Origin of the sequence: Yersinia entomophaga (assembly GCF_001656035.1) — a bacterium.
GTDB lineage: Bacteria > Pseudomonadota > Gammaproteobacteria > Enterobacterales > Enterobacteriaceae > Yersinia > Yersinia entomophaga.
In genome coordinates, this window is sequence record NZ_CP010029.1 from 3,316,134 (window position 1) to 3,342,000 (window position 25,867).

The window sequence follows — 25,867 nt, forward strand, 5'->3', positions numbered from 1 at the left end:
ATAGTATAACTTTGGCTAATAAAAGCCGCTTACAGAAGAATCCTAAGAGCTATATCAACAGCCGGCGGCAATAAAATCCCCGCTGGCACTAATAGGAATGACTGAGCTGAACAGTACCAAACCAAACAGTATTAATATAAATCCGCCTATTACCGTGGCAATTCGTGACGCATGAATCAGTTTCCCCGCCAGTAACTGACCGTGGCTAGAGATAAATTTTTCGCGGGCATGATAAACCAGCGTTGCGACGATCATTATTGATAGTGATGTGCCCAGCGCCATGCTCATTGCGGCAATAACACCCCAGGTAAACATGCCTACTGCATTCGCAAAAACTAAAATCAGGATGGCACCGCTACAGGGGCGAATGCCAATTGAGGCGATGACCCAAAGGTAATTTTTCCAATCTCCATTCAGTTCTTCTGCTAGTGGCATATGCTTATGGCCGCAGCCGCAGTCGACTTGCTGATGGGAAGAGGAGGACGCTATAGGCAATTTACTGATGCCTATAGCGGGAAGAGGAATTATTTGGTGAATGGCGAGGCGCTTTTCTTTCTTATAAAGGCGGAATAGGCTAATGCCTGAAGCGCGTAGCATTAAGACTACGCCGAACAACATAATAAAGACCGCACTGCCTTTCTCGACAAAATAGCGGCTGAGGCTCAAATCTCCCATTGAGAGATTAAAAAAGACTGCCAGAATCAGCACGAACAAAATAGCAACAACGCCTTGCATCATACTACCGAGGAAAGTGATTAAGCGGCTGGTGTTGGCTTTTTCGCGATTGGTAGACAAATAGGTCGTAATAACAAACTTGCCATGCCCAGGCCCGACGGCGTGTAAAAAACCGTAGGTAAAGCTAAACAGAACCAGCATCAGCCCGGCTCCGTTCTGATTATTTTGTTGCTGAAGCAGATACATCACTAGATAACGATGCATATATATCTGTAGGTTAATGCAATATTGAACAAAATCAGACCAATGCCAGATAAGGGTGGCTAATAGAGCTGTCATTAGCAGAGCGGTCAGCATAGCGCCGGCGACTGAGGTTCGCGTAAGTTTAATGTTCGCAATCATGATGGGGTGATCCCTGCTATTGATATCAACAGGTGGTAAATCCTGTTTTTCCCTTGCTCCGCCGCATTTTACCCAGAGGATACAGTGAGACGAGCTGCACTGAATTATTATTACTACATATAAGTTATGGCGGATAAATATTGTCGACGAATTTTGCTTTTGTAAAAGAATATATCGTCTGTTAGATGCTCGATGAAGCGTGAAAATCAGCATTAGTGCCAGGTTGTACATTTGGTTACTTAACGAAACCAATGACTCACGGAAAGGAAAAATAGCTTCCTCTATGATTCTTTCAACGGCCCGACAGGGCTTAGCGAAACAAACTCTGAGGAATTACAAATGAAAAAAGTATTAGCGCTGATCGTTGCTGCAACTATGGGTATGTCTTCTGTTGCTTTCGCTGCTGAAACAGCTGCTGCACCAGCGCCTGTTGCTACTGGTACCACCGCTGCGGCTCCTGCGGCAGAGAAAGCGGCTCCGGCCAAGGCAACCAGCCACAAAAAACATCAAGCGACCAAGAAAACCACTGAACAAAAAGCACAGGCCGCTAAAAAACATGAGAAAAAAGCACCGGCTCAGAAAGCACAGGCCGCTAAAAAACACGAGAAAAAAGCACCGGCTCAGAAAGCGCAGGCTGCTAAAAAACACGTAAAAAAAGCTCCGGCTCAGAAAGCACAAGCCGCGAAAAAACACCACAAATCAGCTAAGAAAGCCGCCGTTGCTCCAGCAGCAACTCCAGCAGCATAAGCACTTCTGATTACAGTTGTCTCCAGGTTTGCCAAACCTCAACACCCGGTTCTTCCGGGTGTTTTTCGTTTCTATCCGCTGGGAATGATTCAAATACCGAATAGGTTACCTGCTTTCCTTTGAGATCGTTACCGTCCGAATTTTCATCTCCCGCGGATATTATCCCGCCAAAGTCTCGTGTAAATGCCGCCACAGCAGTTTGCCGTCCGTTGTTTTATCGAAAATCGCCGTTGATAAACGACGATGTATCGGTTGATGAGGCATTTTTTGCTGTTCCAGATAACTGACCACTGCGCCTTGCGAGTTTTCCTGAATCAGTGTCATTTCGGAAAGACGAATAGTTAACCCCGGCTTAGCCGCAGACTGTGCCCGAAAAAAGTGGCATAGAGCGGAATAATCCAACGAGTGACCGGTCAGGGTGATCATGGTGTACTGGGGTGAAAAGTCCCCGAGTAAATGCTCACAAACCTCCGGGCAAGTATCGCTACCGCTAAACCACTGTTCGATAAGCTGGTGGGTGCTGCTGATGAGACCAAAATAGGGGTTGGCGTTATTCATATTGATTCCTGTTTGATGAAGGCTTAACGATTGCGTAAATCACGTAAAATAGACGTATTAGTCATACGGCTGGATAGCCATAGGGGTAATAAAGCCGATGTTGCCGCGAGTAAAAAACACCAGTGAAAAGCCTGCGTTGCTGGCTGGCGTAGCGCGGGGTTATCCAGTGCGCCAACGCCTTTTAGCGCCAACATTAAATTGAGTAGCAGGCTAAGTAAGGCAACGCCAAAGCCGAAGCCCATTTGTCGATTGATGTTCCAAAGTGCGCTGGCATCGGCCAAATGACGTGTTTCTGTATGCAAAAAAGCGGTGCTTTGTGCGGTACAGCTGCACAAGCTGCCGCCAAACCCCATACAGGCAAAGGCGATGAACATCGATGGCAGTTGTTCCGCCTGAACGATGTTGGTTAGTAGTAACATACCAATCCCTTGTGTCAGACAACCGCAGATAAACAGTGGTCTTGGCCCGATTCGGTTAAAGATTTTTCCCGTTAAAGTAATGGCAATAAAAGCCGCAATGGACCAGGGAATCATCAGTAATCCAACCTGTGAGGCACTCATCCCCAATATATTTTGTAGGTACAGCATGGTAATCATGCTAACGCCGATGAAAATACCGGGAATAAACAGATAAACCAGCATTGAGATACGCATCAGCGGCTCTTTAATCAAACTCAAATTAAGAATTGGCTGAGAATGAGCCACACTGTGACGAATAAACCCCCTCAACATGATAAGGCCTAAAACCACTAACAGAGCGCCAGAAATTCCGTGTTCTGGTTCACTCAAACGGCTTAATCCCAGTAGTAATAGAATTAATACCGCCGAACCTGAACATAAACCTGCGATATCCAACGGCGATTGTTCGGTTTTCCTTTCCTCTGGTTTTAACCAGATAATGGAGAGAGTGAGTGCTAACAGCGCAAGGGGCAGATTAAGATAAAATATCCAACGCCAGCCTAAGGCATCGACAATCAAGCCGCCAACCGCCGGTGATAGCGCCGGAGCTAACAGGCCAACCAACATAATGACGGAAGAGAGACCGGCTCGTTCATCGGGACGATAATATTGATAAGTTAACGTCTGACCTATCGGAATTAATAAGCCTCCGCCAAATCCTTGTAATACTCGCCATACGATCAATAACTCGATAGAACCTGCGGTTCCGGCTGCGGCGGTAGCAAGTAAAAATAACAGTAAAGAAAGTAGGAAGGTACGCCGTGCACCTACCGTTTTGGTCAGCCAGGCGCTCAAGGGAATAACCAGAGTCAGCCCCAGAATATAGCCCGTGCTTACCCAGGCTAATTGACTGATACTGGCGTGCAAACTGCGGGCGATATCCGGATAAGCCACATTGGCGATAAACATGTTAATCAGATCAACAAAAAATCCGAGTAAATAGACGATTGCAACTTTAGTACGGTATGCCATTGGAGCCTCCGATTGAAGGCGGGGAGTGTATCTCCGAGGCTATGGCTGATAAATCCGCACAATGCGATTACACTGGTAAAAATTTTTTGACAATCTGGGCGGCAATGCATGGTCAGTTTGCATCGATTGGGTACTTTTGTTGCGGTAGTGAATGCGGGGTCATTCACTGCGGCGGCAGATATTTTAGGGCAGACGCGTGCGGTGGTGAGCTTCAATATCAAGCAATTAGAAGCTGAGCTTGGCGTTGCTTTACTGATTCGGACGACGCGTCGCCTGGCGGTGACGGAGGTAGGCGAACGTTTTTATCAGCATTGCCAGCGTTTGTTACAAGATGCTGAATTTGCAGTAGAAGATGCCCGACGCGGCCACGGTACTCTCAGCGGAACTTTACGTATTACTACTACGCCGGAATACGGTATTCGTACTTTGGTTCCTATTATGGCGGCCTTTATGCGCCAGCATCCGCATTTGACCATCCAGCATGCTTGTTCTTCGCAGCATGCCAATCTGATCTCTGAACGTTTTGATGTGGCTATTCGCCTTGGACAACTGGTTGATTCCAGCTATCGAGCCGCATTGATCGAAACATTCCCTATATTACCTGTGGCTTCACCGATGTATTTACGTAGTCACAAAATAAGTTGTTTAGAGGATTTGCGGCAGGCGCAGTGGGTTGCCCATAGCCGTCTTGCCACGCCGTTGACGTGGCAGGTACAAGGGCCGGATAACGGCTGGCAACTGTTGGATGTTACCGAGCAGCCTAAAGTTTTGGCCGATACCTCGGCTTCACTACAGGTATTTGCCCGAAAAGGTGCGGGCATCGCGTTGTTACCGGAATGGCTGGTGGCGGAGGATTTAGTCAGCGGGCTGTTGCAGCAGGTATTGCCTCAGTATCGTTTTCCGGAGCAGGGGGTTTATGCCCTGTATCCTAATACTCAGCATGTATCGGAAAAAGTCAGGGCATTTATCGATTTTCTTCGCCTTAGCGTAAAAATGAAGTCAGCTTAAAAGCCAAAAGTTTTACCAAGCATGAAACGTAGATCGCCACACAGTCATTGCCTTTGGCGCAGCAAAACCACTCTCCATGTAGACTATTCTGAAATAACCTGTTTGAGGCAATAAATAGGTTATTTCCCTTATTTATTGCGGTAAGGTCGCTCCAATTGCTGTCGGAAGGAGGGATAATAAATGTATTTAAGACCAGATGAAGTGGCGAAAGTCCTGGAAAACTCTGGGTTTGAGCGAGATTATGTGGTCGAACAGGCCTATGGCTATCGAAAGGGCATTCACTATGTGTATGTTAATCGGGAAGCACGCATGGGGAGAACTGCACTGGTTATCCATCCTGCGCTGAAAGATAGAAGTCTGCTGTTTGCCACGCCTACCGCTCCCATTCGTATCAGTGATAAGTACCATGAGTTTCCGCTCTATCTGGCGGGAGAGGCCGAAGAGCGTTATGGTATTTCTCACGGTTTCAGTTCGCGGGAATTACTGCAACGCTACCTGCATAGCATGTTCCAATAGCTTTATACTTCAATGACTTTTTTGCCCTAATCGGCAGAAATAGCCTCAAGCAAAAATCTGGCGCGCCGTATCCATCCAATCAATGCAATACGGCGTCTGATTCCTGGTTGAAATTCATATTGTAGGTGCGCCTGAATTGAGCCAGTTCGAAGGCGTCTATATCCAATTCAGCAAAATAGAACAAAGCGGCTTCTGTATGCTCTGAAGTTAGCGTTGGCGGAATATGCGCCCGCAGCAACGTATTGCGCCATTGCGCCACGTTTTCATCGGAAGCGTCTTTGATAAAAGTTTGATAAATAAAAATAAGATAGGCAGCTTTTCGCACATCCTCAGCATAACCATTGCTGATGGATCGGATAAACATTTGCGTTTGACGGTTTCCCATTTCTTGCAGCATCGATTCGATATAAATCGGTTTTATCTTCAACAAAGTAGCTAAAGTATCTACGGTTTTTCGTGTATCAGACGTTAAGACTCGGTAACCCACAATAAAAACTACAATGAGTACAGCAATGATTATCCATGTCATTATTATATCTTTCATCAACTTAGAATAATTAATCGAGTAGCATTCTCGTCGCAAATCTGACCTTTTGGCAAAGCTTAGCGATGTTCGCCGCCAAAATTTCCTTGAGATTGCTGCACAGAGTTCAAATGACGGTTAAAAGAAGCGGCGTCTTTGGCTAATGCATCGAGATGTGCGCCTAACATTTTGATTTGCTTTACTAGCTGATGTTGTTCCGGCAACGAATTAGCCTGGCTCAACTTTTTCAGCAGTAAATCATTTTGTGTTTTTAGGATTGCTTCACGGGCTTTTGACTGTTCCAAGGCGTGTTGCAACGCTTCATAGCTTTCCTGCCATACCTGATGCTGTTTCTCGAACGTTGACTGCAACTCATTCATTGCACTAAGAAACTTCACTTCCAGCTCGCGCATTGTCATTGTTTCTCCCTTGGCATATCCCGATTATCATTGGCAGTATAACTAAATCTCCCCTTAACCTCATCCGCTAGAATTTATCTCACCTTGCACTTAGCTGAATGGGTTACTCGAAACCAGCGAGTATAGATATTTATCATAAATCGGTGCTTTGGATGTGGTTTACTTTTTACCCATGGGTTATGCCTTTGGGAAATAAGTCTTGCTATAAAAAGGCTGCCGTGCGTTAATAAGCGCATCGGTTTGTAACACAGACCTATTTATGTAAGCCATTTAAGTAAAGCAGTTCCTAGTTAAAGCGATATTTTTAGACATCACTTCTCCGACGAATTTCCTTCTTTAGTGCCCCCATAAGTAATTACTGATAAGCAGACCTCTTTGCCATATGTTGGCTCAAAAAATAATGAAGGAAATACCCCTATGTCTACTAAAATGACTGGTTTAGTTAAATGGTTTGATGCTGGTAAAGGTTTTGGTTTTATTTCTCCTGCTGACGGCAGCAAAGATGTATTCGTACATTTTTCTGCAATCCAGAGCAGCGATTATAAAACTTTGGACGAAGGCCAGAACGTTGAGTTCAGCATCGAACAAGGCCAAAAAGGCCCTTCAGCGGTTAACGTTGTTGCGCTGTAAGTAAACCCAGCTTAGGCTGCGTTTATAGTTGGGAAATTGCGATAGCGATGATGGCCATGCCGGAGCAGACAATTTAGTTCTCGATGAGAATACCAACACCTTGAGACCTCGCTACGGCGGGGTTTTTTGTTTTATGGATATTAGTGATTACGTGTTACCCCGCCATATTTATCCTTTTCTGAATTCTTAGTGAAAAAACTCGATCTATATTGTGATTAGGATAAATGCATACTCAGTTATCTTTTTTATATTCAGACATTAGCCACGTTCGAAAAAGTAGAATATATTCGAAAGCGATTGTTTAATCGCCAGCGGGCTGCTTGGTATAAGTACAGTCTACGCACCTGCGGGTGCACGATTTTTACGTTATGGATATATCAACATTTTCACTGTGTAAGGGAGTAGGGCGTGAACTGGAATGAAATAGCAATATCAGCGGTAATAGGCGCTGTATTGGCAGGCGTGGCTTCGCTGTTAAAGAAAAATGGAAAGATAGGTAAGTTTTCTGGAGTTATGTTGGTTATCATCCCTATTATAATTGGTAATTTTTTTTATTATAAGTATATTAACCAGAATATCGATCGTGCTGAAGTGGAATATTCTCTAGGGAAATTTGCTGTTTACCAAACAATAAAGCAGCAAGACCCTACGCTATATACTAATCTGGTTAACCGTCTGGTTGCCTTAAAATCTGGCGGTAGCTCAGAACAAGACATTATTGATGAAATTAAGCAATCGGTCGCCTTGCTGACGGTAAGTAAAATTCAAAGCGCTCCGGATAAGAATGTTGTTGAATATATGAACATTATTCTGGATGAGCTTCATTTTTATCAGGAAAATGACAAAACTCATCAGCTTTGCTACAAAGCGCTTTATCCACAGGTTGAAGGCGGCGTTAATACGGTAAAAGAATTACCCGCCACTTTAGTACAACGCGATCTGGAAGCGTTGAACAACCTGTTTACAGCATCAACCGGAAAGCCAATAAAACCAGAGAATGAGCAATATAAAAGCCAACTGGAAGCCATTGTGCAGAAATTGCATCAGAAATATGGTGATGATTTACTGATGCTGAGTAATCCGACCGCTGCCAATGTGGACCGTAAAAAGGTCTGCGATATGGCTGTTGAGCTATACGGCAATGTATTGCGATTGCCACAAAAAGAAGCTGGAACTATCATCAGAACGATGCTGGCAGGCGAATAGAACCGAGACAGTGAAACAGCCAATTGCTTTACAGACAGGTAACAAGCCATTGGCTGGGAATATCATTTTACGGGGTAGTTGACGAAAATTAATCGTGATATTTTTTAATTAAATAATTACGGTTAATCATAAAGTTAGAATGTTAATTATCACGTTATCTGATAAAGACTCCCCATACTGATTGAGATACAGATAATCTTAATCAGTATGGGGCTATATACCTCAATTTTTGATGTGAAACATACCTAATATCCATTTGATAATTTCTAATATTGATTTGTGAATTGTGAGATTATTCTGAATGCAAATCAATCATTTCAAGACAGATGTCTAATGTATTGCTTCTTGCCTAATGGCTAATAAAAGACATAAAACTATACCTTAATCCAAATTTATCGGTTTTACTGCTGATTAATTATTGAACTTATATCCGCTGAGTTAGTGTCACTATTTTTTAATAATTAAAATAATCACAATAAGACGTAACATTAATGTTATATTAATCTGGAAAAGTTGAAGTTTGACTGATTCCCTACTAATGCTGTGTATATTTTTTGTTATCTAAAATCATAGTGAGCAAAAATAGTTATTCATTTTGTCATTAGTGGAATTTAGCTTCACCACCAGGTCACAGACTTAAATTTTCACCTGCATAGATTAAAAAACAAACAAATAGAGATGTAATTCAATGAGAAAACTACTCGTCATAATTTTCTGTTTGAACTTGTTTGCCGTAACCAAACAAGCCGCAGCAGAAGATGGAAAAACCGTAGATGTTGTATTAATCGGCGGCGGTATCATGAGTGCAACGCTAGGCACCTATATTCAAGAGCTTGAGCCAACATGGTCAATCGATATGTTCGAGCGTTTGGATAGCGTAGCCAGCGAAAGCTCAAATGGCTGGAATAACGCCGGTACTGGCCACTCTGCATTAGCTGAAATGAACTACACGCCAGAAAAAGACGATGGTTCTATTGAAACAGCGAAAGCTATTGAGATTAATGAAGCTTTCCAGATTTCTCGTCAGTTCTGGGCCTATCAGGTAAAAAATAACGTCCTGCACGATCCCCGTTCATTTATTAATAGCGTTCCGCATATGAGTTTTGTATGGGGTGACGATAACGTTAATTTCCTACGCAAACGCCACGCAGCCTTACAGCAAAGTACGTTATTCCACGGTATGGAATATTCTGAAGATGCTGAGCAAATTAAAAAATGGATACCTTTGGTAATGGAAGGGCGCGATCCTAAACAAAAGATCGCCGCTACCCGGATGCCAATTGGTACCGATGTAAACTTTGGTGAGATTACTCATCAGTTAGTTGATGCATTGTCGAAAAGCGATAATTTCTCCCTAAGTCTGGGTCATGAAGTTCGTGATATTAAACGTAATGCGGATAAGACCTGGAGTGTTACCGTTGCCGATCTAAAAAATGATGGCAAAGAACGTACGGTGAAGGCCAAATTCGTCTTTATTGGTGCCGGTGGCGCATCATTGCCATTACTGCAAAAGTCAGAAATTCCGGAAGCAGATAATTACGGCGGTTTCCCGGTGGGCGGCGAATTCCTGGTTACCGATAATCCGGAAATTGTGCAGCGTCATTTAGCCAAGGTATACGGCAAAGCGGCTGTTGGTTCGCCTCCAATGTCTGTCCCGCATTTAGATACCCGTATGCTGGATGGTAAACGCGTGCTGCTGTTTGGACCCTTTGCTACTTTCTCCAGTAAATTCCTGAAAAATGGTTCTCTGTGGGATTTATTCGGTACTATGACCTTCTCTAATATCATGCCGATGACCCATGTAGGCATAGATAATTTCGACCTGGTTAAATACTTAATCAGCCAGGTAATGCTAAGTGATGAAGATCGTTTTGAAGCGCTGAAAGAATATTTCCCGGAAGCGAAGCAAGAAGATTGGAAACTGTGGATTGCCGGTCAACGCGTACAAATCATCAAAAAAGATGAAGAGAAAGGCGGCGTTCTGCGTCTGGGTACTGAAGTGGTCACCTCTCAGGATGGGACTATTGCCGCATTGCTGGGCGCATCACCGGGGGCTTCAACCGCTGCGCCAATTATGTTGCACCTGCTTGAAACCACCTTCAAAGATAAAGTGGCTTCTGAAGCGTGGCAGGCTAAATTAAAGCAAATTATTCCATCTTATGGCCAGAAATTGAATGGCAACGTGGAAATGACCAATGAAATTCTGGGCTATACCAGCACCGTATTGCAGTTGGATAATTTAGCGCCGCAGCCAGTGGTTGAAGCTGAAGTTAAAACCGAAATGAAACTGGAACCCGTGGCCGAAGCTGTCCACTGATTGGTTTTAAACGTACCAATGATGCTAGCCGGAGAGCGATCGTTTCTCCGGCTTTTTTATATCAAAAATAGGCTGATTCTTTTCCTTTTCATGCTGATTGAGGCGAGTTTCCCTCAGATATTCTGCGGATTAAATTTACCCAAGGCTACACAAAGCATAAACTGCGGTAAGAAAAAAATTGCATTGTTACGCGGTAAAATAAAATAATACTCACCGGTCATCTATCAATAGAAAGGAATCTTATGTCTGGTATTTTATTTAAAACTCTCTCGGTATTGTCCTTGAGTTTTCTCCCGCTGCAATCATTTGCGGATATTGCGGTAATCAAAAAAAACAATATCAAACCGGGCAATATAGAATATGCCAAGGTGCTGTACTCCGGCGATGTGACGGAAAATAAGACCGTAGAATTCATCTCTGTTCTCGATGAAATCAATGCTAATTACCCAAAACTGAAAAAAATCTATGTCTACATCAATAGTTATGGTGGTGATATGGACAGTGGCTATATGGCTTATGAGGCGATTAAAAGCTCACCGGTCCCGGTTACTACGGTGAATTTATCTATGGTCGGTTCCTCTGCAACCTTATTTTACTGCGCTGGTGCGGAACGTCTATCAATGAAAGGAGCTTCTTTCCTGCTGCACCCTGCCGCCGTGGCTAATGAAAACAGCAACTTCCTCAAGCCTGACGCACTAAAAAATATGCAAGAGGCGGTGAGTATATATAACAATATGTTCGATACGGTTTATAAAGAATGTACCACTTACACCGATGCTGAGCGGAAAAATATTCTTTATAGTGAAAATGGTCGCGCTTTGATCAATTCGGGCACCGCGATAGATAAAAAGATAGCTAACGGGCTTGCCAACGGATTTTCTGATGTTCAGATATCTTATTACATTACTGAAAAACCCAATCAGTAATAGTGCTTAAGGCTTCAATGATAAAAGAGAGCGCTATAGCTCTCTTTTATTTCCCTGCCGGGGTAGATTTGTCGCGAGAGTATTAGGGAAACGACCTCGATTTCAGCGTTGTATTATTTGGCTAATTCTCGTTGATAGCGTGGTACAGCATTCCCGACGCAATTTATAAACATAAAACCCGCCGATATCTGCACCAATGATATCCTCTAAGTATTGACTACTATATTCCAGCGCAGCCCCTGAACTCAGGCATAAATATCTTTCTCACTGCCAGTACTGGGGCGTTCCCCTGCCGAAGACCGTTTCTTAAATGCACTCTTAATGCATCCTCTTCGTTATAAAAAGAAGTGGCTACAGCCTGATAAGATAATAAGAGAACCAATCCCAATAATATATTTATTTTCTGAGATTTTCCCTCTGGAATATTATCCAAATATATAGGGTTTCTGCGTTCGGAATTTCTGGCCACTCCTTATTATCAGAGTGGCCTTTTGGCTTTAAAGGGCGTTTTTAACTAAAGAACCTGCGCCGATTTCTGCAATATTTCTCGCTCCGGTGAGCGTCATCGCTACGCGCATTTCTTTATCGAATAGCTCCAGCAAATTAGCGACACCGGCTTCACCGGCGGCAGCCAAAGCATAAACAAAAGCGCGGCCCAGCATCACGCTGTCAGCTCCCAGCGCAATCATTCGAACCACGTCCAGACCGCTGCGAATTCCCGAATCTGCGAATATTTTCAGATCGCCTTTTACCGCGTCAGCAATGGCTGGCAGAGCATGGGCGGTAGAAAGTACGCCGTCCAACTGGCGGCCACCATGGTTGGAAACCACGATACCATCGGCACCAAATCGAACCGCGTCTTTGGCATCCTCCGCATCGAGAATACCTTTAATAATCATAGGGCCTTGCCAGAATTCTCGAATCCACTCCAGATCTTTCCATGAAATTGAAGGATCGAAATTAGTCCCAATCCAGCCGATATAATCTTCCAGATTGGTCGGCGTACCGCGATAGGCCGATACGTTGCCCAAATCGTGCGGTTTGCCGCATATTCCGACGTCCCATGCCCATTGCGGATGAGTCATGGCCTGCAAAATACGGCGGGCTGCCGCATTTGGGCCGCTCATGCCGGAATGAGCATCGCGGTACCGCGAGCCAGGAACCGGCATATCTACGGTAAATACTAGCGTTTTCACTCCGGCAGCTTTGGCTCGTTCAAGCGCATTCCGCATAAAACCACGGTCTTTTAAGACGTAAAGCTGGAACCACATAGGCCGATCTATAGCCGGTGCCACTTCTTCTATCGGGCAAACCGAAACGGTGGATAGGGTAAATGGGATCCCTTTTTTAGCCGCCGCTCGTGCCGCCTGCACTTCGCCACGGCGTGCATACATGCCGGTTAAACCAACCGGTGCCAAAACAACCGGCATTGACAAAGTTTCATCGAATAATCTGGTTTCCAGACTCAGCTCGGACATGTTTTTTAACACGCGCTGCCGCAGTGCAATACCGGCTAAATCTTCGGTATTACGCCTTAACGTATGCTCCGCGTTGGCTCCACCGTCAATATAGTGGAACAGAAAAGGCGGAAGTTTAGCCTGTGCTGCGGCCCGGTAATCGGTTGAAGCGGAGATAATCATGATCTGTACCTTAGTTTGAAACGTTAACTTAATTTTTACTCTCAGGGAGCCAGAATCACTGCCATTCCTGCGGCTATCGCACCGTAAACCAGCATGGGCAGAAGCGTTTTTTTGATGATTTTCCCCTCGGCGTTACTGAGGCCTAAAATCGAACAAACGGCGATAATATTGTTCAGGCACACCATATTACCCATGGCTCCACCTACGGATTGTAGTGCCAGGGTTAGATTGACATTCAGCCCGCTGCTCAGCGCTATGGATTGCTGAATCCCGCCGAAAGTCAGGTTAGACACGGTGTTCGAACCGGAGAAAAACGAACCTAACGCCCCAAGGAATGAAGAGAACATGAGCCAACTCTCGCCGGTAATAGCTGCTAACTCTTTACCAATTAAAATGACGGGAGCGTTGTCACCGCCCAGCATCATCATATTGACCATTACCAGCGCACCGAAGAGGGCAATAAACGGTTTGGATATCCGTGATGCGGTTTCGCTAAACATATGTTTAACCTGTGTGCCGCTCAGCCTAAATAGCGGAATACACAGCAGAACCACTAACAGGAAAGGTATCAGCGCCGGGACATACAGGGTTTTGTAACCCGCAGCTGCAGAGGTTCCCAGCACTTGTTGTAAGTTGATAATCAATGCCTTACTGATGCTTAGCTCACCTAGCCAGCCTAAGCTGCCTTGCCATAGCGTAGCCGTATTATTGAGTAACGCTTTTAGCCCTAGCTGATGAATGCGGGTGACAATCAAAATGGCAATGAGTAGCAAGGTCGGTGTCATGGCTTTGATCACCTGCAAGAAAGGAACTGCCGTTGCCGTATCTTTTCTATCCGTTCGGGTTAGCCCGATTCCCATACGTGCCAACAATACTGAAAGCGCTAGACCAATAGCTCCGCCTATCAATGCGGGGAATTCATAGTTAACTTGCGCTAGCAGTAGGTAGGGAAGAGTGCAGCTCAATACGCTGAGATAGATGAAAATCAGGTTGCCGCGAATTTGCTGCCAAGAAACGATAAAACGTAATGCCAGCAATGGGATGACAAAAGCGGCGACAAAATGAATCAGTGCGGTTTGACGGCCGATTTCCAGCAGGCTTTCATCGGAAAGACCGAGGTTAGCGAAGCCGAACCAGGTAGGCGTGCCGACGGCACCGAATGATACCGGCACCGAGTTCATAATCAGCGTCAATAAGGCTACGCGTAGAGGGTTGAATCCCAGCCCAACCAGTATTGGTGCCGCGATGGCAGCCGGTGTGCCAAATCCGCTGGCACCTTCAATCATGAATGCAAATGCCCAGCCGATAATCATCAGCTGAGCAACTGGGTTAGGGCTGATATTTTCCAGCCAGTTACGTACCACGTTTTCTGCGCCGCTAACCTGCATCAGCTTATTCAACAAAATTGCGCCAGCAATAATGGTGATAGGGGTAAATACGGAAACTAGCGCGGTAATAATATTGGCGTGCAGCAACAGCGGCGCGCTGTTGAACCAGAATAATTGCACGCAATAAACCACGACGGCGGTCAGTGGCAGAGCGATATAGGATGGGATTCCGTTACGCCTGGTCATCATCCAAATCAACAGAACGATTGGAGAAATACTAAAAAAAAGGGACATATCATCCTCAGGGTTATTATTTTTTTAGATGGATAGAGATGTAGCCAAAAGGTTAATTAGCTAAACATTATTATTCTAATCGCAACCTTTGCAGATGTACTACGCTGCATTTTCGCAACAATTAATTAGTGTGAAATTTAGGCATAATTCAACAATCCATTCAGGAAATTTATTTTCAAATAACTTTTAATAATCAGATTGTTAGATTGTTTGTTTTGTGTGAGGAATGTGTTGGTTCACATTAATTAGGCAGGATTAGGCCATAGACTATATCCAAAAATGGCCTAATCATCGGGGGGAATCTAGCGGGAAAATGGGGTAATCAGATGATATTTTCAAAAATAGTGGCTGATATTCTTATAGGAAGTAATGATATGCTCGATGAGCAGGCGGGTTTTCAACGGTAAATTACGGGTATAAGGATAAACTGCATAAACGCCCAAAACTTTACCGCAGTGGCCAGCCAGAATTTCGATCAATTTTCCGTCCTGAATATCTTCATACACCATACAACGCGGCACCATAGCAATGCCGTGACCGCTGATAACGGCTTTTCGAATGGCTCTGGCATTATTTACTGACAGATTTCCATTCACCTGCATTTCATAGATTTCGCTGCTACCGGGTTGTTTCATTAACCAGTTGGCTGTACCACTTTCCTGATAGGTGTAAGTCAGACAATTATGATTAAGCAATTCCTTCGCCGAACGAGGTTCTGGATGCAGCTCCAAATAACCGGGTGAACAGACAATGACCCAGCGAGAATCGAGAATAGGACGCGCAATCAGGCTGGAGTCAGGCATGGTGCCGGTGCGAATAGCCAGATCGATACCTTCGTTGACCAGATCGACAAAGCGGTTTTCCAGCCGCATTTCAATCTTCAAATTAGGATGTTGGCTACAAAACTCGGCCACGCATTCGCTCAGCAGTAATTCTCCAGAAATAGTGGGTACTGACATACGAATAACGCCAGCTAACTCATCACTTTTTTCACTGACCGCATACAAAGCATCCTGAATTTTGGTGCTGATTTCGCGTGCATGGCGATACAACACCTGACCATTTTCGGTAAGTCGCAGGCTGCGCGTGGTGCGATAAAGCAGGCGGGCACCTAAAGATTTCTCCAGACGGCCGATACGTTTACTGACCACGGAACTGGTGATACCGGCGGCTTCGGCTGCTTTACTAAACGAACCGCAATCGACAATTAATACAAAAAGAATCAGATCGTTGGCATATTCGTGAGTGGGTAACATAGCGTCCTATTCTTCTGTGGCTCCACTGATTGACACAGTGTAAGACCTCTTGGTCAGGAAGCAATATGCATTGGTTATTTGGTTGAGGTGATAGGTAAAGCCTGTGGTGTTCAATATCTGTATGATTTTATTAAACCAGGTGTGTAAGAAAAATAATGGTAATAATCTTTTAAATTACATTCAACAAACTTAGGCTGGTCATAGTAATTACATCGCTATTTTTTATTTCTTAACCGAAAGCATATAAGCCATAATTTAACTTTACTCGCTTTAAATATCATATTAACTTACTCCACCTATGATGTTAATCATTAGGATAATTTCCATGTGAGAATTAAAAAATCATATCTGTAATGAGCATTTCCATCTTCAAGCAGTTTTCTCGTGAGAAAACAAGCATATCTCTGGTTGAGTTCTTGGTTATATCCTTTGTAATAACAGGAGTGAGGCTGTATTTTTTTCGTGTTATCGGAAAATAATAAAGCATCGAGAAAATTTTTCTGTTGGATTTCTTTCACAATCAGATCTTTATTGATGTCATCATGTTTTAATCCAGTCGTCTTTTTCATATCATGAATAAAGGTTCTAGCACTGTCATCAGCAACATTAATTGTCTGGCGGCCTGAAGCCGTAATTCCAGATAGCTGTAACCCCCCCAAGGGCCAAATTTAGCGATATAGGTAATCTTCTTGTTCAATCTGGCCAGTCTGGCGGTGGGATCATCGGCTGGTCGATATTTTTATACCTTATTGATTTATGGCTTATATAGAATAGAACCGCATGACCTCCGATAAATCGGGATAATTGAGACCTATCACTAATATTATCTGATGGCGAACACCGCGTAGCGAACAGAGAGGAGGGGACTAAATTCTGTTTTTGGCGAAAATAAGCGTCAAATGATACTTTTTTCGCCGGGTTTTGGGTTGTCTGAATTGTATTAAAACTGCCGTCACAGCCGTGACTATCGCCGGACAGTGGAATAAAAACGTTCCCGCTGCCTAAACATCGAGTGATCTACTGTCTGTATTATTCAATTCTGACTCGGAAATAATATATTGGATTAGCTGATGTAAATTAGTTATTTTCTGAGATGTCAATAACTCGGGTTTTAACTCAATATTATAATCTTTTTGTATATTGAATTGAAACTCTACAAAATCGAGGCTATCAAAGCCAAGTTGCCTGAAATCAGCATTCGGAGTAATTTGATCTTCCTCCAGATCTTTCATGGTAAGAATCCAATCTTTCATCGTTTCAAAAACCTGATTTTCATTAAACATAGCTTGTCCTTTTAATGGTTTATAATTTAAGTGTTATTATTTAGACTGAATTTGAATTCCTATATCTGACTGCATAACAAATTGTCCATTGATAATGACTTTAAGTTGAAATAAAGAAGAAATAATATTTTGAGAAGAGCTAATCATAATCGGTTGACATAATCTAAATCGAATGTTGAGAGAGGAATCCAGGCCTGATATTTTCACTTTAAAGAAGTCGGGTGCAACCAAAACCCTATGGGTGGTTTGTAATACTCTCAGTTCAGCGAATAGATCGCTTTGCTGCTTTATTTGTGGGTTATTAAGTAAATGGCAAATGTTAACAAACAGAAATTCACTCTGCGAAAAACGAGTGAAAACAAGAGAGTCCATAAAAAGCCACGCAGAGTCGAAATAGGGGTATGTGGTTTCGAATAATGCTTTTTTCTCCTCATATAGCGAGTGTTCAATGAGAACATCTTCTGGGGAATATTCTGTGATTTTCTCCATGGGATGCGTTTTATACCGGCTGCCCGTAATAGCTTCACAAGATCTATCTTCAGAGAATAAGAGAAAGTAATCACGCTGATTTTTCTTTTTTATTGCCAATTCATAATGAAGTTTTTGTAATACCGGTGAACGGAATAAAGTTTTTATCGCAACCCAATCTTGGTTCGGTTGTATATCATCTAGACTTAAACGATGTTGGATATGCATTAAAGCTAACATTCCATGGGCGACAATATTCGCAGAACCCATTGCCTGAGCGTGAGATAAGCTAAAGTGAATAGGATTATAGTCACCTGAATAATCGGCCCAGTCTGCAATAGCTTGTTCATCGAAGTAGAGCTTCATATCAACGGAACCTCTCAATGACTAGCACGGCATTGGCCCCGCCAAAACCGAAACTTAGGTTTAGTGTTGTATCCACGGGACTGTTCTTTTTATGCGTCAGCGGTAAGTAATTCAGATCGCATAAGGGATCGGGCTCGATTAAATTGACTGTGGCTGGCAATATCTCGGTTTCAATCGCTTTCAGGCAGATAATTGACTCAAAGCTACCTGCGGCTGAAATCAAATGGCCTGAGTAACCTTTCGTACTGGAAATAGGGATATCGTAAGCGGCCTGTTTAAATACGGCTTTAATCGTATTGGATTCATTGAGGTCATTTAGCTGTGTTGAGGTTCCGTGGGCATTAATATAGTTAATCTCGGTTGGCGATCGACCAGCTTGCTGTAATGCAAATAACATTGAATCAATTCGTGCTTGCATGTCTGTAGCCGGGGAGGTGTAATCCGTGGCATCGGAAAAATTGCCGTAACCCGTAATTTCGCCGAGAATTTTAGCCCCACGGTTTTGAGCATGTTCCAATTCTTCCAGGCAAAGCACTGCTGCCCCTTCGGCCAGTACAAAACCCGAACGACGACGATCAAATGGGCAGCAGGCACGACGAATATCGCTCTGCTCTCTGCTAAGCGCATTCAGTGCATCAATATTCCAAATATTTGTTTCATGACGTAATGTTTCTGAACCGCCAGCGAGCATCATTTGAGCGCGTCCCTGGCGGATTGCTTCATAGGCTTCGCCTATTGCAATAGAACCAGTGGCGCAGGCTGCACTTATCGTATTTTGATAACCCCGCATATTCCACATTAACGTACAGGCCGCGGTGGCAATACTGGGCATTGAGATCAGCGTGCCTAATGGATTACCAAAGCCCGTATCACGATAACTATCGCGTAGAATATATGCTTCATCTAACCCGCCCCAACCGGTGCCAATGATGGCTCCGCATTCGCGAGCCGCGTAGTATTCGGCTATGGCTTCAGGTTGTTTAAACGCCATAAGAATTGCTTCATAGGCTGCAACCAATGCATTTTTGGCAAAAACAGGCAGTGCGCGGGAAATACGTTTAGGAATAAAACCATAGCGTTCATTATATTCAGGTAAAAATGCAAAGAATTTAGCTTTAATTAACGGATTCTTAAATGCGTAGGGTTTATAGCCTAAATTCCCGTTCATAATAGATGACCATACGGTTGCGCTATTTTCCCCCAAAGAAGTTAAAGCCCCATAACCGGTTACCACTACTCTCCTTTTGTTCATGCCAATACCTCTAATTAATATATTAGGCGGAAATGGATATATGCCTTGAAATAATCAAGGCATAAAATAACCACTATCGGTTGCTAATAACCACATCTTGATTATTTATTGTACGAAGGGAGAATTGATGCAGATTACCAAAGTTATCAATAATATCAACAGATACCTGGCCATTAATAATAATGTTCTGGTTGTTCCTATTATTGTAATAGTTAATTGCACGAATATCGCCATGTCCATGACGTAAATTAACTAATGCAGAAGAGTTATCGGATCTTATCTCATTAACACGAAGGCTTGTTCTATTTCTAGCCATCCAGCCGCTGGTATAACGGCCCGAATCGAAGAATATCCTCAAGTTATTACGTAAAGTAGTATTACCAGAATTAAACGCTGTATCCGAATGGACCCTGACTCCTGAAGGTAATGTCCAATAATACACATCGACCTGCGCCCAATGCCCTTTAGAATCACTACGTGAATGGCCAATATCAACATCTCTATTTAGCGCAGAGGCGAGAATTCTTAATGGTGGCACGGGAAGGAGAGAAATAGAGCTCGAAAAAACCATACCATCAGCATTAAAACTAGTCGTAATAACCCGGCGTTGAAGTTGATTATTGGCGTCACGGAACTGGATAGTCACTGCAGCCATAAATATTCTTGTTTCTACCCGTTGATTTGATCGCAAATACCGGAATATACGCGTGGCACCTGCGAAAGGTTCGGGGCCAGATCGTTCGGTATTATTATCGATTTCTCTATCCATCTCTTCGTACGAAAGTCCTCTTATACCTTGCGAATAGCCGTTGGGAGCCTGATCAACATCCCAACCGACTGGCAGGTTGTCCCGATTAATTTCGCGAACGGTGACGCTCCTTTTTTCTTCATCATTGAGATCGACATTATTCCAACCGCTCCCGCTGAATTCCTGTTTTTGAATCGTGATCAAAACTGGCATTTGTTGACGACCGTTAGCATAAAACTGATTACTGCCGGGTAAAGTGATCGTAAACTGACTAATATTCACATTATTCATTTTAAACCCCGATATTAATCTTTGAAAACTGAGAAGCCATAAAATGGCGGTGAGATTTCCTTTATCATGTCGACTTTAACTCTGTCCGTTAATTTTTGGTCGGCATTGAATACTTGATGCTCAATAAAATTACTGAACTGACTATCTGACTCAAAAAAATACTGATTAGCGCTAGGGTAATTTTCAAAATAAACTTTAACTGCTAACTGCAGCATTTTTGCAAACTCTATATTTTCATAATTGAATCTGCTTTTATCTAATACGCAGATCTCAGCGAAGCCTTCTTCCGGGGTGGTTCCTCCAAACCAAATAGAAATAAATCTATGATCTATTTTAGGTATGAAATAATATCCATCCCCATCAGTTGAAAAATTATCATTAAAAAATACTTCTTCTCTGAAGTGTGAAGGATAAACAAATTCAATAATAATTTTATCGCCATTGACCATTATAGGGACGCATTCTCTACCACTAGATAAAGCATGCACCTGTCCATGCCAATTAGAGTTATCGGCTGCTCTGAAAATGGAATTAATAATGTTCTTATCAATAAATCTCATAGATACTCCTGATAATAAATTAAATATAAGCCTGTATTATAAAAATACAGGCTGACTGGATAAGCTAATCATGCATAAATAAAAGTGATGCCAATAATCAATATGGAGATATAAAAATAGAATATCTAGGTGCTGCATTGTTTTAGCTTGGGAGATAACAAATTAAACTTATATAGAATAAACCTCTTCAATAGCCGAAGCTCGGATTCGGCCTACGTGGTTATCAAATTCAGTATAATATTCATGTGCGCTGGCCAGCGATCCTTGCATAGTATCAATTGCGGGTAAAAACGGATTACTTCGTACTTCGGCATTTAAATTACTCGATGAAGAAGGTGAGGTTGTTGCCAGGTCGTGTGAAGTATTGGCAATATCGAAAATTGTAAGAGGGATAGAAGCGACGCCTGCTACGGTTCCTACGACTCTAGCGAATAATCCTAATGAACTATCGTAATTAGCTAATGCTTTTAAACCTTCGAAAAGTCCCATGCGGGCGGCAACTGAAGTAGATGAAATTCCTGAAAATGTGATGCGTTCGGCGCCGCTACCTGTGGAGAAAAGAATGGTAGGCGAACGAGCGGTCTGGTAGGTGCTTCGCACCGTTGCTCCCGCTGAACCTAAGCCAGAAACAAAAGATAGCACGCCAAATGTTAGCGATGCGATGCTTAGGCGTTGTATTGTGTCACTTCGATCCCATCCGGCACGAGCATCGACTTCTTCCATTGCCGCCGCTGCAATTGCCAGGGTGCTGCTGACTATTCCTAATGCGCCGCCAGTCACGCCAAGAACCGTGGCTACGGTTGCCCCTGCTGCCGCAAAGCCGACCAAAGCATAACCAAAAGTCAGAACGGTAAGTGCAGTACCGATGCCAATTAATAGCCAGGTTAGCCATCTCGGCATTTGAATCAGTCCACTGGGATCTCTGAAATTGATGGGATCGCCGTTGCAATAACCGTAACTATTAATACCTGCTGCACTGAATGGACTTAATGGGTCAGGTGAAAGGAAAATCATTAGCTCCGGACTATAAACTCTTCGTCCATTGCCCAAATGATAGAGTTGAGTCATTGGATCCAGCTTTTCGCCATTGAACGCCGGGCGACTCTGCTCTAGCAATGAAATATCCAGATTATCTGAATCAATTATCGCCATGCCGTAAGGGGAATAATGGGTCTGTTTAATATCATTACTCTGCCCGAGAGCCCCTCGAATACTGGCGGCGCTGTCGCTAATATATAATTCAGTGCCTTGAGTACTGGTCGTGCGCGCCAGCACATTTTCTTCCTGCCTGACAAAACGAGACGTGTTATTTCCCTGGCTGGCGCCAATAATTCTATTCTCGCTATAATGGAATGCTACTGTCGTATTAGCGTTGGCGCTTTGTTTTATTTGACGCCCCTCAGCGTCATAGTGATAGCGAGAAATATGACTTTCATTTTCAGTAACATTAATTAAACGCTCTAGTTCATCATAATGATAATTTCTTTTACCATCGCTGAGTAAATTACCGGAAGCATCATAGTTTAGGTGTAGTACTTTTGATGGATTGGTATGGCGTATTTCAGTTAGCTGAGTGGGGTCGCGTCCCTGAAAACTACGGGTAGAAATATCCTCAGTACCATCTGTAAATTGGCTGATAACCTGCGTTATATTATTTAACGCGTCATAGGTAAAGGCCTGATATTGAAGACTACGCCCATTTTGATCTTTAGAATATTCAGGGCCGCTGCATGAATAGGTGATTAATCTGCGGTAGGCATCATAAAGGTAAGTCTCACCAATAATAGCGATACCTTGGGCGTTTGTGAGCATCTTGGAAGCAATCAGGCCATTTTGGTGATAGGTGGTAGTTATGGTTTGTAGCAATGCGCCATTGTGTTCGATACGTCGGATAGATTCTCGCCCAGCCTCGTCATAAGTCACCCCCGTTATAACATTGCCCTGCTGAGCAGAGGTATCCACGCGGCTAATTCGACTAAAACGGTCATAATGTGTTGTAAGATGTACCGAACCTACGCTGGCTTTTTCAATTCGACCTGCGGTGTCATAACTGCGCATTTCTTTATCTCGCAGAGCCGAATCAGCGGTAATTAAGCGACCGGCAGGAGAATATTGATAGTTATTGGCGTGGCTTTGATTATCGAATAACTGTGTATCTTTATTGAGATGGCCGTACGTATCGAAATGTAATTCGCGCTTAAATTCGTTATTACTGGTGTGAATCAAATTGCCAGTCACTCGATCAAAATCAAATTCACTCGTCGTTACGCTGCCGAGTTTAACTTGTTCTAAAGAAAGGAGCTGCGCATTATATTGGAAATTCTGAATGATACCGCGTGGTGAACGAGCCGAATTCGGTTGAGTCGAACCATTAAGATATGACCAGGTTGATTCTCCTGCGTTGCCTCTGGATTGTTTCGTTAATCTGCCAACGCCATCATAGGCGCGGCTACCAACTAAGATCCCATCTACTTTTATCGCGGTTTTAAGTGCTTCAATTGAATGAGAAACAAATTCGGTTTCGATTACTTTCGCTGAGGTTGCATCGGCAGGTATGTAACTTTCTCGTACCAAACGGTCAAAAGCGTCATAACTGAAATGAGTTCGGTGGCCATCGATATCGACTTCAGAAATACAGCGACCAAATCCATCAAAAGTGCGGTTGAAGTGATCAACAATGCCGCCAACGCTATCAATTTGTTGGATTCGAGTGGCTTTATCGAAGGCATTAAAATAAGTTCGCGTATAGTGAGTGCCTTCTATACCTTCAGTGCGCACTCGTTGAATCGGATCGTAAGCATTCACGATTACGCTGCCGTCTGGGCGTATAGTTCTTTCTAGCTCCCCCCAACCGTCGTAAGAATAAACTGAATTTAATGCTAACTCCTGTCCGCTAATATGATCATAGGCTGTTTCTGAAATTAGCTGACCCAATCTATTGTAGGAGCGGCGGCGCAGTAATAGTTCTCCGTTACTTTTTATGACGCTGCTAGACAGATTACGGCCAAAACCGTCATAACGCGTAATATATCGCTCACCTTTTGCATCATTTATCACCATATTTGCCAGCGCGCCGGAAATGGAAAAATGATATTCATAATGCCGACGAGCTTGATTTTGTGTATTAGGCGAGGCTATTTCAGTGACGAGTTTTTCATTAATATCGTATTCAAAAACCAGCTTAACTGCGTCTTCTTTTTGAACCTCGGTCACTAGGCGGTTGATAAGAGATATCGTCCGGTTAGATGTCAAAAATGTAGCATCATACCCAACAATTTTTCGGCTTTCAGTTAAACGATCAAGGTTGGTTGTATAGCTAAATTGTGTGCGAGTCGTATGGCTATTTAAAGTTGCCGCAGATTCCTGGATTCTTCCATGCAAAGCAATATTGGAGAAGTTCTGGAGGTAGGTTAAACGGGACGTAAGATTCCCATTGGTCGCACTTGAAGCGTGCAATACATAATTGGCATTTCTACGGAAGTTGGCTATTTGTATATAAGTATGCTGGGTGACTCTTGTAGATTCATTGCCTGAAGAGGGAAATATTCTTTCTTCTCTTTTAAATCGGGTAAATAAACCGTGTGGCTCCGGTGGACATAGCCCTGCAATGCCGCCAACCGGGAAGTAATCAGATTCATAGCGAATACCAGAGGCTTCTGTCCGAGATAACTCATTACCAAAATCATCAGAGATCATTCTGATAGATTCTTCACGATTACTTGAGCTATTTCGTATTTCAAATCGCGTGAGAATTTCTTTTGGTAATTGCAGATTGGCCGGTTGATCCGTAAACATCACCCCAGTTATATCATTGTAAGTATATCGACGAATCAGCCTCCTACCCTGTTTTTCGGTCGTTTCGAGCGTTTTAAGATGGAATCGATTAAAGGTAATTTCTCTAGATTGCAGCACGCTATTGTTACTGTCGAGTATCTGCTCAGTAGTTGAGTAATTGTATTCGCTTCTGACTAAATACAGATTGTCTTGCCCTTGCGCAAACCCGCCGCTGAAGGGAAAACCGGTGAAATTATGAGTGCTAAAAGTGAACTGCCGTGTCATATCAGCAGTACCGCCATTCGCGCGATGAGTTATCTGAATGACATTAGGAATAAATGTGTTATTAGCATACGCATGCCCGTTCTCCCGATAGGTGATAACGTCTTCTCCGCCCATAGGATTGCTTAAATTGTTAATAGCAATGAGGCCATTTCTAAACGTTTGATAGCGATATGTGTAGGCCGGAAGAGTATTTGGATTAGGCGGTAAAACATTTCTGTCGATTGGGATCGTTGCTCGAGTTAAGTGGCCATTCGTATGCGAAAAATAAGTACGAGCGACCCGATTGTTATCTTTCAAACTGTCGGAAATACTGATTCTTCCAGTGTTGTATTCTATTGATAATATTTCTCTACCGCTTTCTTCATTTACTATTTTTGACAGGAAACCCATGTTGTTATATTGGAATGAAATGTGCTCGCCATTTTCAAATATTATTTGCGCTATTTTAAATGAGTCTGATGGTCGCGGTCGGCGTAAAACATCAATCATGCCGTCTTTATAAATAACATGGAGAGTATTAGCATCATGTCTTCTTACGGCTATGTCTTTCAGTTTACGATCTCTGATTCTCATATATGAATTGATGGGAGGCAGTGCATCGGTAAGGAAACTTTCGCCGCTTAATAGCCTTAAGCGAGATGTAGTGCTATCAAATTCAGTATTACTGATTGACCAACCGAGCCCATAGCCGGAGTCGGTTGTGTCCAACATAGAAAAGAAAATTTTTATATCACGACTGTTTTCTACAGGGCCTTCAGGGTAAATCGTTGCTAAACGGATAATACTACCATATTGACCAGTACGCTCATCGACATCCGCACTGAGGTAAGAGCTGAAGTTGAAGGCATTAGAATATACTTGCATATTGATTTCCTTTAAATAATTTTTGCGATGTGATTTATTTAAATACAATTAACAAAGTATTTTTGTGACATGCTTGAGTGTATTTAAACAAGCGTGATGAC

The 25,867-nt window shown here is 43.2% G+C and carries 22 protein-coding genes; 7 read left to right on the plus strand and 15 right to left on the minus strand.

What is annotated here, in order from left to right:
- Nucleotides 1-54: 54 nt before the first annotated feature.
- A complete protein-coding gene (locus PL78_RS14985) occupies nucleotides 55-1,077 on the minus strand; it encodes a nickel/cobalt transporter (protein ID WP_064516705.1) in 1,023 nt (340 codons plus the stop codon).
- Nucleotides 1,078-1,416: 339 nt separating this feature from the next.
- Here PL78_RS14985 and asr point away from each other — a divergent pair, with 339 nt between their 5' ends.
- Nucleotides 1,417-1,824, plus strand: coding sequence for an acid resistance repetitive basic protein Asr (gene asr, locus PL78_RS14990; RefSeq protein ID WP_064516708.1), 408 nt, complete (start codon nucleotides 1,417-1,419; stop codon nucleotides 1,822-1,824).
- A gap of 159 nt (nucleotides 1,825-1,983) precedes the next feature.
- Here asr and PL78_RS14995 read toward each other — a convergent pair whose 3' ends face one another.
- A complete protein-coding gene (locus PL78_RS14995) occupies nucleotides 1,984-2,382 on the minus strand; it encodes a hypothetical protein (protein ID WP_064516710.1) in 399 nt (132 codons plus the stop codon).
- A gap of 23 nt (nucleotides 2,383-2,405) precedes the next feature.
- Nucleotides 2,406-3,812 (minus strand): DHA2 family efflux MFS transporter permease subunit, encoded by a 1,407-nt coding sequence (locus PL78_RS15000; RefSeq protein WP_064516712.1) that lies wholly within the window; start codon nucleotides 3,810-3,812, stop codon nucleotides 2,406-2,408.
- A gap of 108 nt (nucleotides 3,813-3,920) precedes the next feature.
- Between PL78_RS15000 and PL78_RS15005 the strand changes: the two genes are divergently transcribed.
- Both PL78_RS15005 and PL78_RS15010 read left to right on the plus strand, forming a co-directional pair.
- On the plus strand, nucleotides 3,921-4,820 hold the full coding sequence (locus PL78_RS15005; protein ID WP_064516714.1) for a LysR family transcriptional regulator: 900 nt from the start codon (nucleotides 3,921-3,923) through the stop codon (nucleotides 4,818-4,820).
- Nucleotides 4,821-5,000: 180 nt separating this feature from the next.
- The gene (locus PL78_RS15010) at nucleotides 5,001-5,336 is read left to right on the plus strand and encodes a DUF2002 family protein (RefSeq protein WP_049601980.1); all 336 of its coding nucleotides are present in this window, start codon (nucleotides 5,001-5,003) and stop codon (nucleotides 5,334-5,336) included.
- Nucleotides 5,337-5,415: 79 nt separating this feature from the next.
- On the opposite strand, the gene PL78_RS15015 is transcribed toward PL78_RS15010, so the two are convergent.
- Both PL78_RS15015 and PL78_RS15020 read right to left on the minus strand, forming a co-directional pair.
- Nucleotides 5,416-5,865 carry a DUF1198 domain-containing protein gene (locus PL78_RS15015; protein WP_049601985.1) on the minus strand — a complete coding sequence of 150 codons (450 nt, stop codon included), beginning with the start codon at nucleotides 5,863-5,865 and terminating at the stop codon, nucleotides 5,416-5,418.
- 74 nt (nucleotides 5,866-5,939) lie between these two features.
- A complete protein-coding gene (locus PL78_RS15020; protein WP_064516716.1) occupies nucleotides 5,940-6,278 on the minus strand; it encodes an MbeD/MobD family mobilization/exclusion family protein in 339 nt (112 codons plus the stop codon).
- Nucleotides 6,279-6,695: 417 nt separating this feature from the next.
- On the opposite strand from PL78_RS15020, the gene cspE reads away from it, so the two are divergent.
- From cspE to PL78_RS15045, 4 genes are all read left to right on the plus strand, one after another.
- Entirely contained in the window at nucleotides 6,696-6,908 is a 213-nt protein-coding gene (gene cspE, locus PL78_RS15025; protein WP_049601991.1) for a transcription antiterminator/RNA stability regulator CspE, read from the plus strand.
- A 408-nt stretch (nucleotides 6,909-7,316) separates the two neighbouring features.
- A complete protein-coding gene (locus tag PL78_RS15030; protein WP_064516717.1) occupies nucleotides 7,317-8,114 on the plus strand; it encodes a hypothetical protein in 798 nt (265 codons plus the stop codon).
- Nucleotides 8,115-8,802: 688 nt separating this feature from the next.
- Nucleotides 8,803-10,431, plus strand: a complete 1,629-nt coding sequence (gene mqo, locus PL78_RS15035; protein ID WP_064516719.1) for a malate dehydrogenase (quinone) — start codon at nucleotides 8,803-8,805, stop codon at nucleotides 10,429-10,431.
- 242 nt (nucleotides 10,432-10,673) lie between these two features.
- On the plus strand, nucleotides 10,674-11,357 hold the full coding sequence (locus PL78_RS15045) for an ATP-dependent Clp protease proteolytic subunit (protein ID WP_064516723.1): 684 nt from the start codon (nucleotides 10,674-10,676) through the stop codon (nucleotides 11,355-11,357).
- A gap of 335 nt (nucleotides 11,358-11,692) precedes the next feature.
- On the opposite strand, the gene PL78_RS21190 is transcribed toward PL78_RS15045, so the two are convergent.
- From PL78_RS21190 to PL78_RS15095, 10 genes are all read right to left on the minus strand, one after another.
- On the minus strand, nucleotides 11,693-11,767 hold the full coding sequence (locus PL78_RS21190) for a lipoprotein (protein WP_476726597.1): 75 nt from the start codon (nucleotides 11,765-11,767) through the stop codon (nucleotides 11,693-11,695).
- Between the two features lie 87 nt (nucleotides 11,768-11,854).
- Nucleotides 11,855-12,997, minus strand: coding sequence for an FMN-dependent L-lactate dehydrogenase LldD (gene lldD, locus PL78_RS15050; RefSeq protein WP_064516725.1), 1,143 nt, complete (start codon nucleotides 12,995-12,997; stop codon nucleotides 11,855-11,857).
- Between the two features lie 41 nt (nucleotides 12,998-13,038).
- Complete coding sequence (locus tag PL78_RS15055; protein ID WP_064516727.1) at nucleotides 13,039-14,619, minus strand: L-lactate permease; 1,581 nt, start codon at nucleotides 14,617-14,619, stop codon at nucleotides 13,039-13,041.
- A 335-nt stretch (nucleotides 14,620-14,954) separates the two neighbouring features.
- A complete protein-coding gene (locus PL78_RS15060; protein WP_064516729.1) occupies nucleotides 14,955-15,875 on the minus strand; it encodes a LysR family transcriptional regulator in 921 nt (306 codons plus the stop codon).
- Nucleotides 15,876-16,876: 1,001 nt separating this feature from the next.
- Nucleotides 16,877-17,158, minus strand: a complete 282-nt coding sequence (locus PL78_RS15070; protein ID WP_064516733.1) for an acyl carrier protein — start codon at nucleotides 17,156-17,158, stop codon at nucleotides 16,877-16,879.
- Between the two features lie 36 nt (nucleotides 17,159-17,194).
- A complete protein-coding gene (locus tag PL78_RS15075) occupies nucleotides 17,195-17,992 on the minus strand; it encodes a MaoC/PaaZ C-terminal domain-containing protein (protein ID WP_064516735.1) in 798 nt (265 codons plus the stop codon).
- A 1-nt stretch (nucleotide 17,993) separates the two neighbouring features.
- Nucleotides 17,994-19,244 carry a beta-ketoacyl-[acyl-carrier-protein] synthase family protein gene (locus tag PL78_RS15080; RefSeq protein ID WP_064516737.1) on the minus strand — a complete coding sequence of 417 codons (1,251 nt, stop codon included), beginning with the start codon at nucleotides 19,242-19,244 and terminating at the stop codon, nucleotides 17,994-17,996.
- 73 nt (nucleotides 19,245-19,317) lie between these two features.
- Nucleotides 19,318-20,283, minus strand: coding sequence for a hypothetical protein (locus PL78_RS15085; RefSeq protein ID WP_064516739.1), 966 nt, complete (start codon nucleotides 20,281-20,283; stop codon nucleotides 19,318-19,320).
- Nucleotides 20,284-20,297: 14 nt separating this feature from the next.
- Nucleotides 20,298-20,843, minus strand: coding sequence for a hypothetical protein (locus tag PL78_RS15090; protein WP_064516741.1), 546 nt, complete (start codon nucleotides 20,841-20,843; stop codon nucleotides 20,298-20,300).
- A gap of 168 nt (nucleotides 20,844-21,011) precedes the next feature.
- Nucleotides 21,012-25,766: an RHS repeat domain-containing protein gene (locus PL78_RS15095; protein ID WP_064516743.1), complete on the minus strand. Its 4,755-nt coding sequence runs from the start codon at nucleotides 25,764-25,766 to the stop codon at nucleotides 21,012-21,014.
- Nucleotides 25,767-25,867 lie beyond the last annotated feature (101 nt).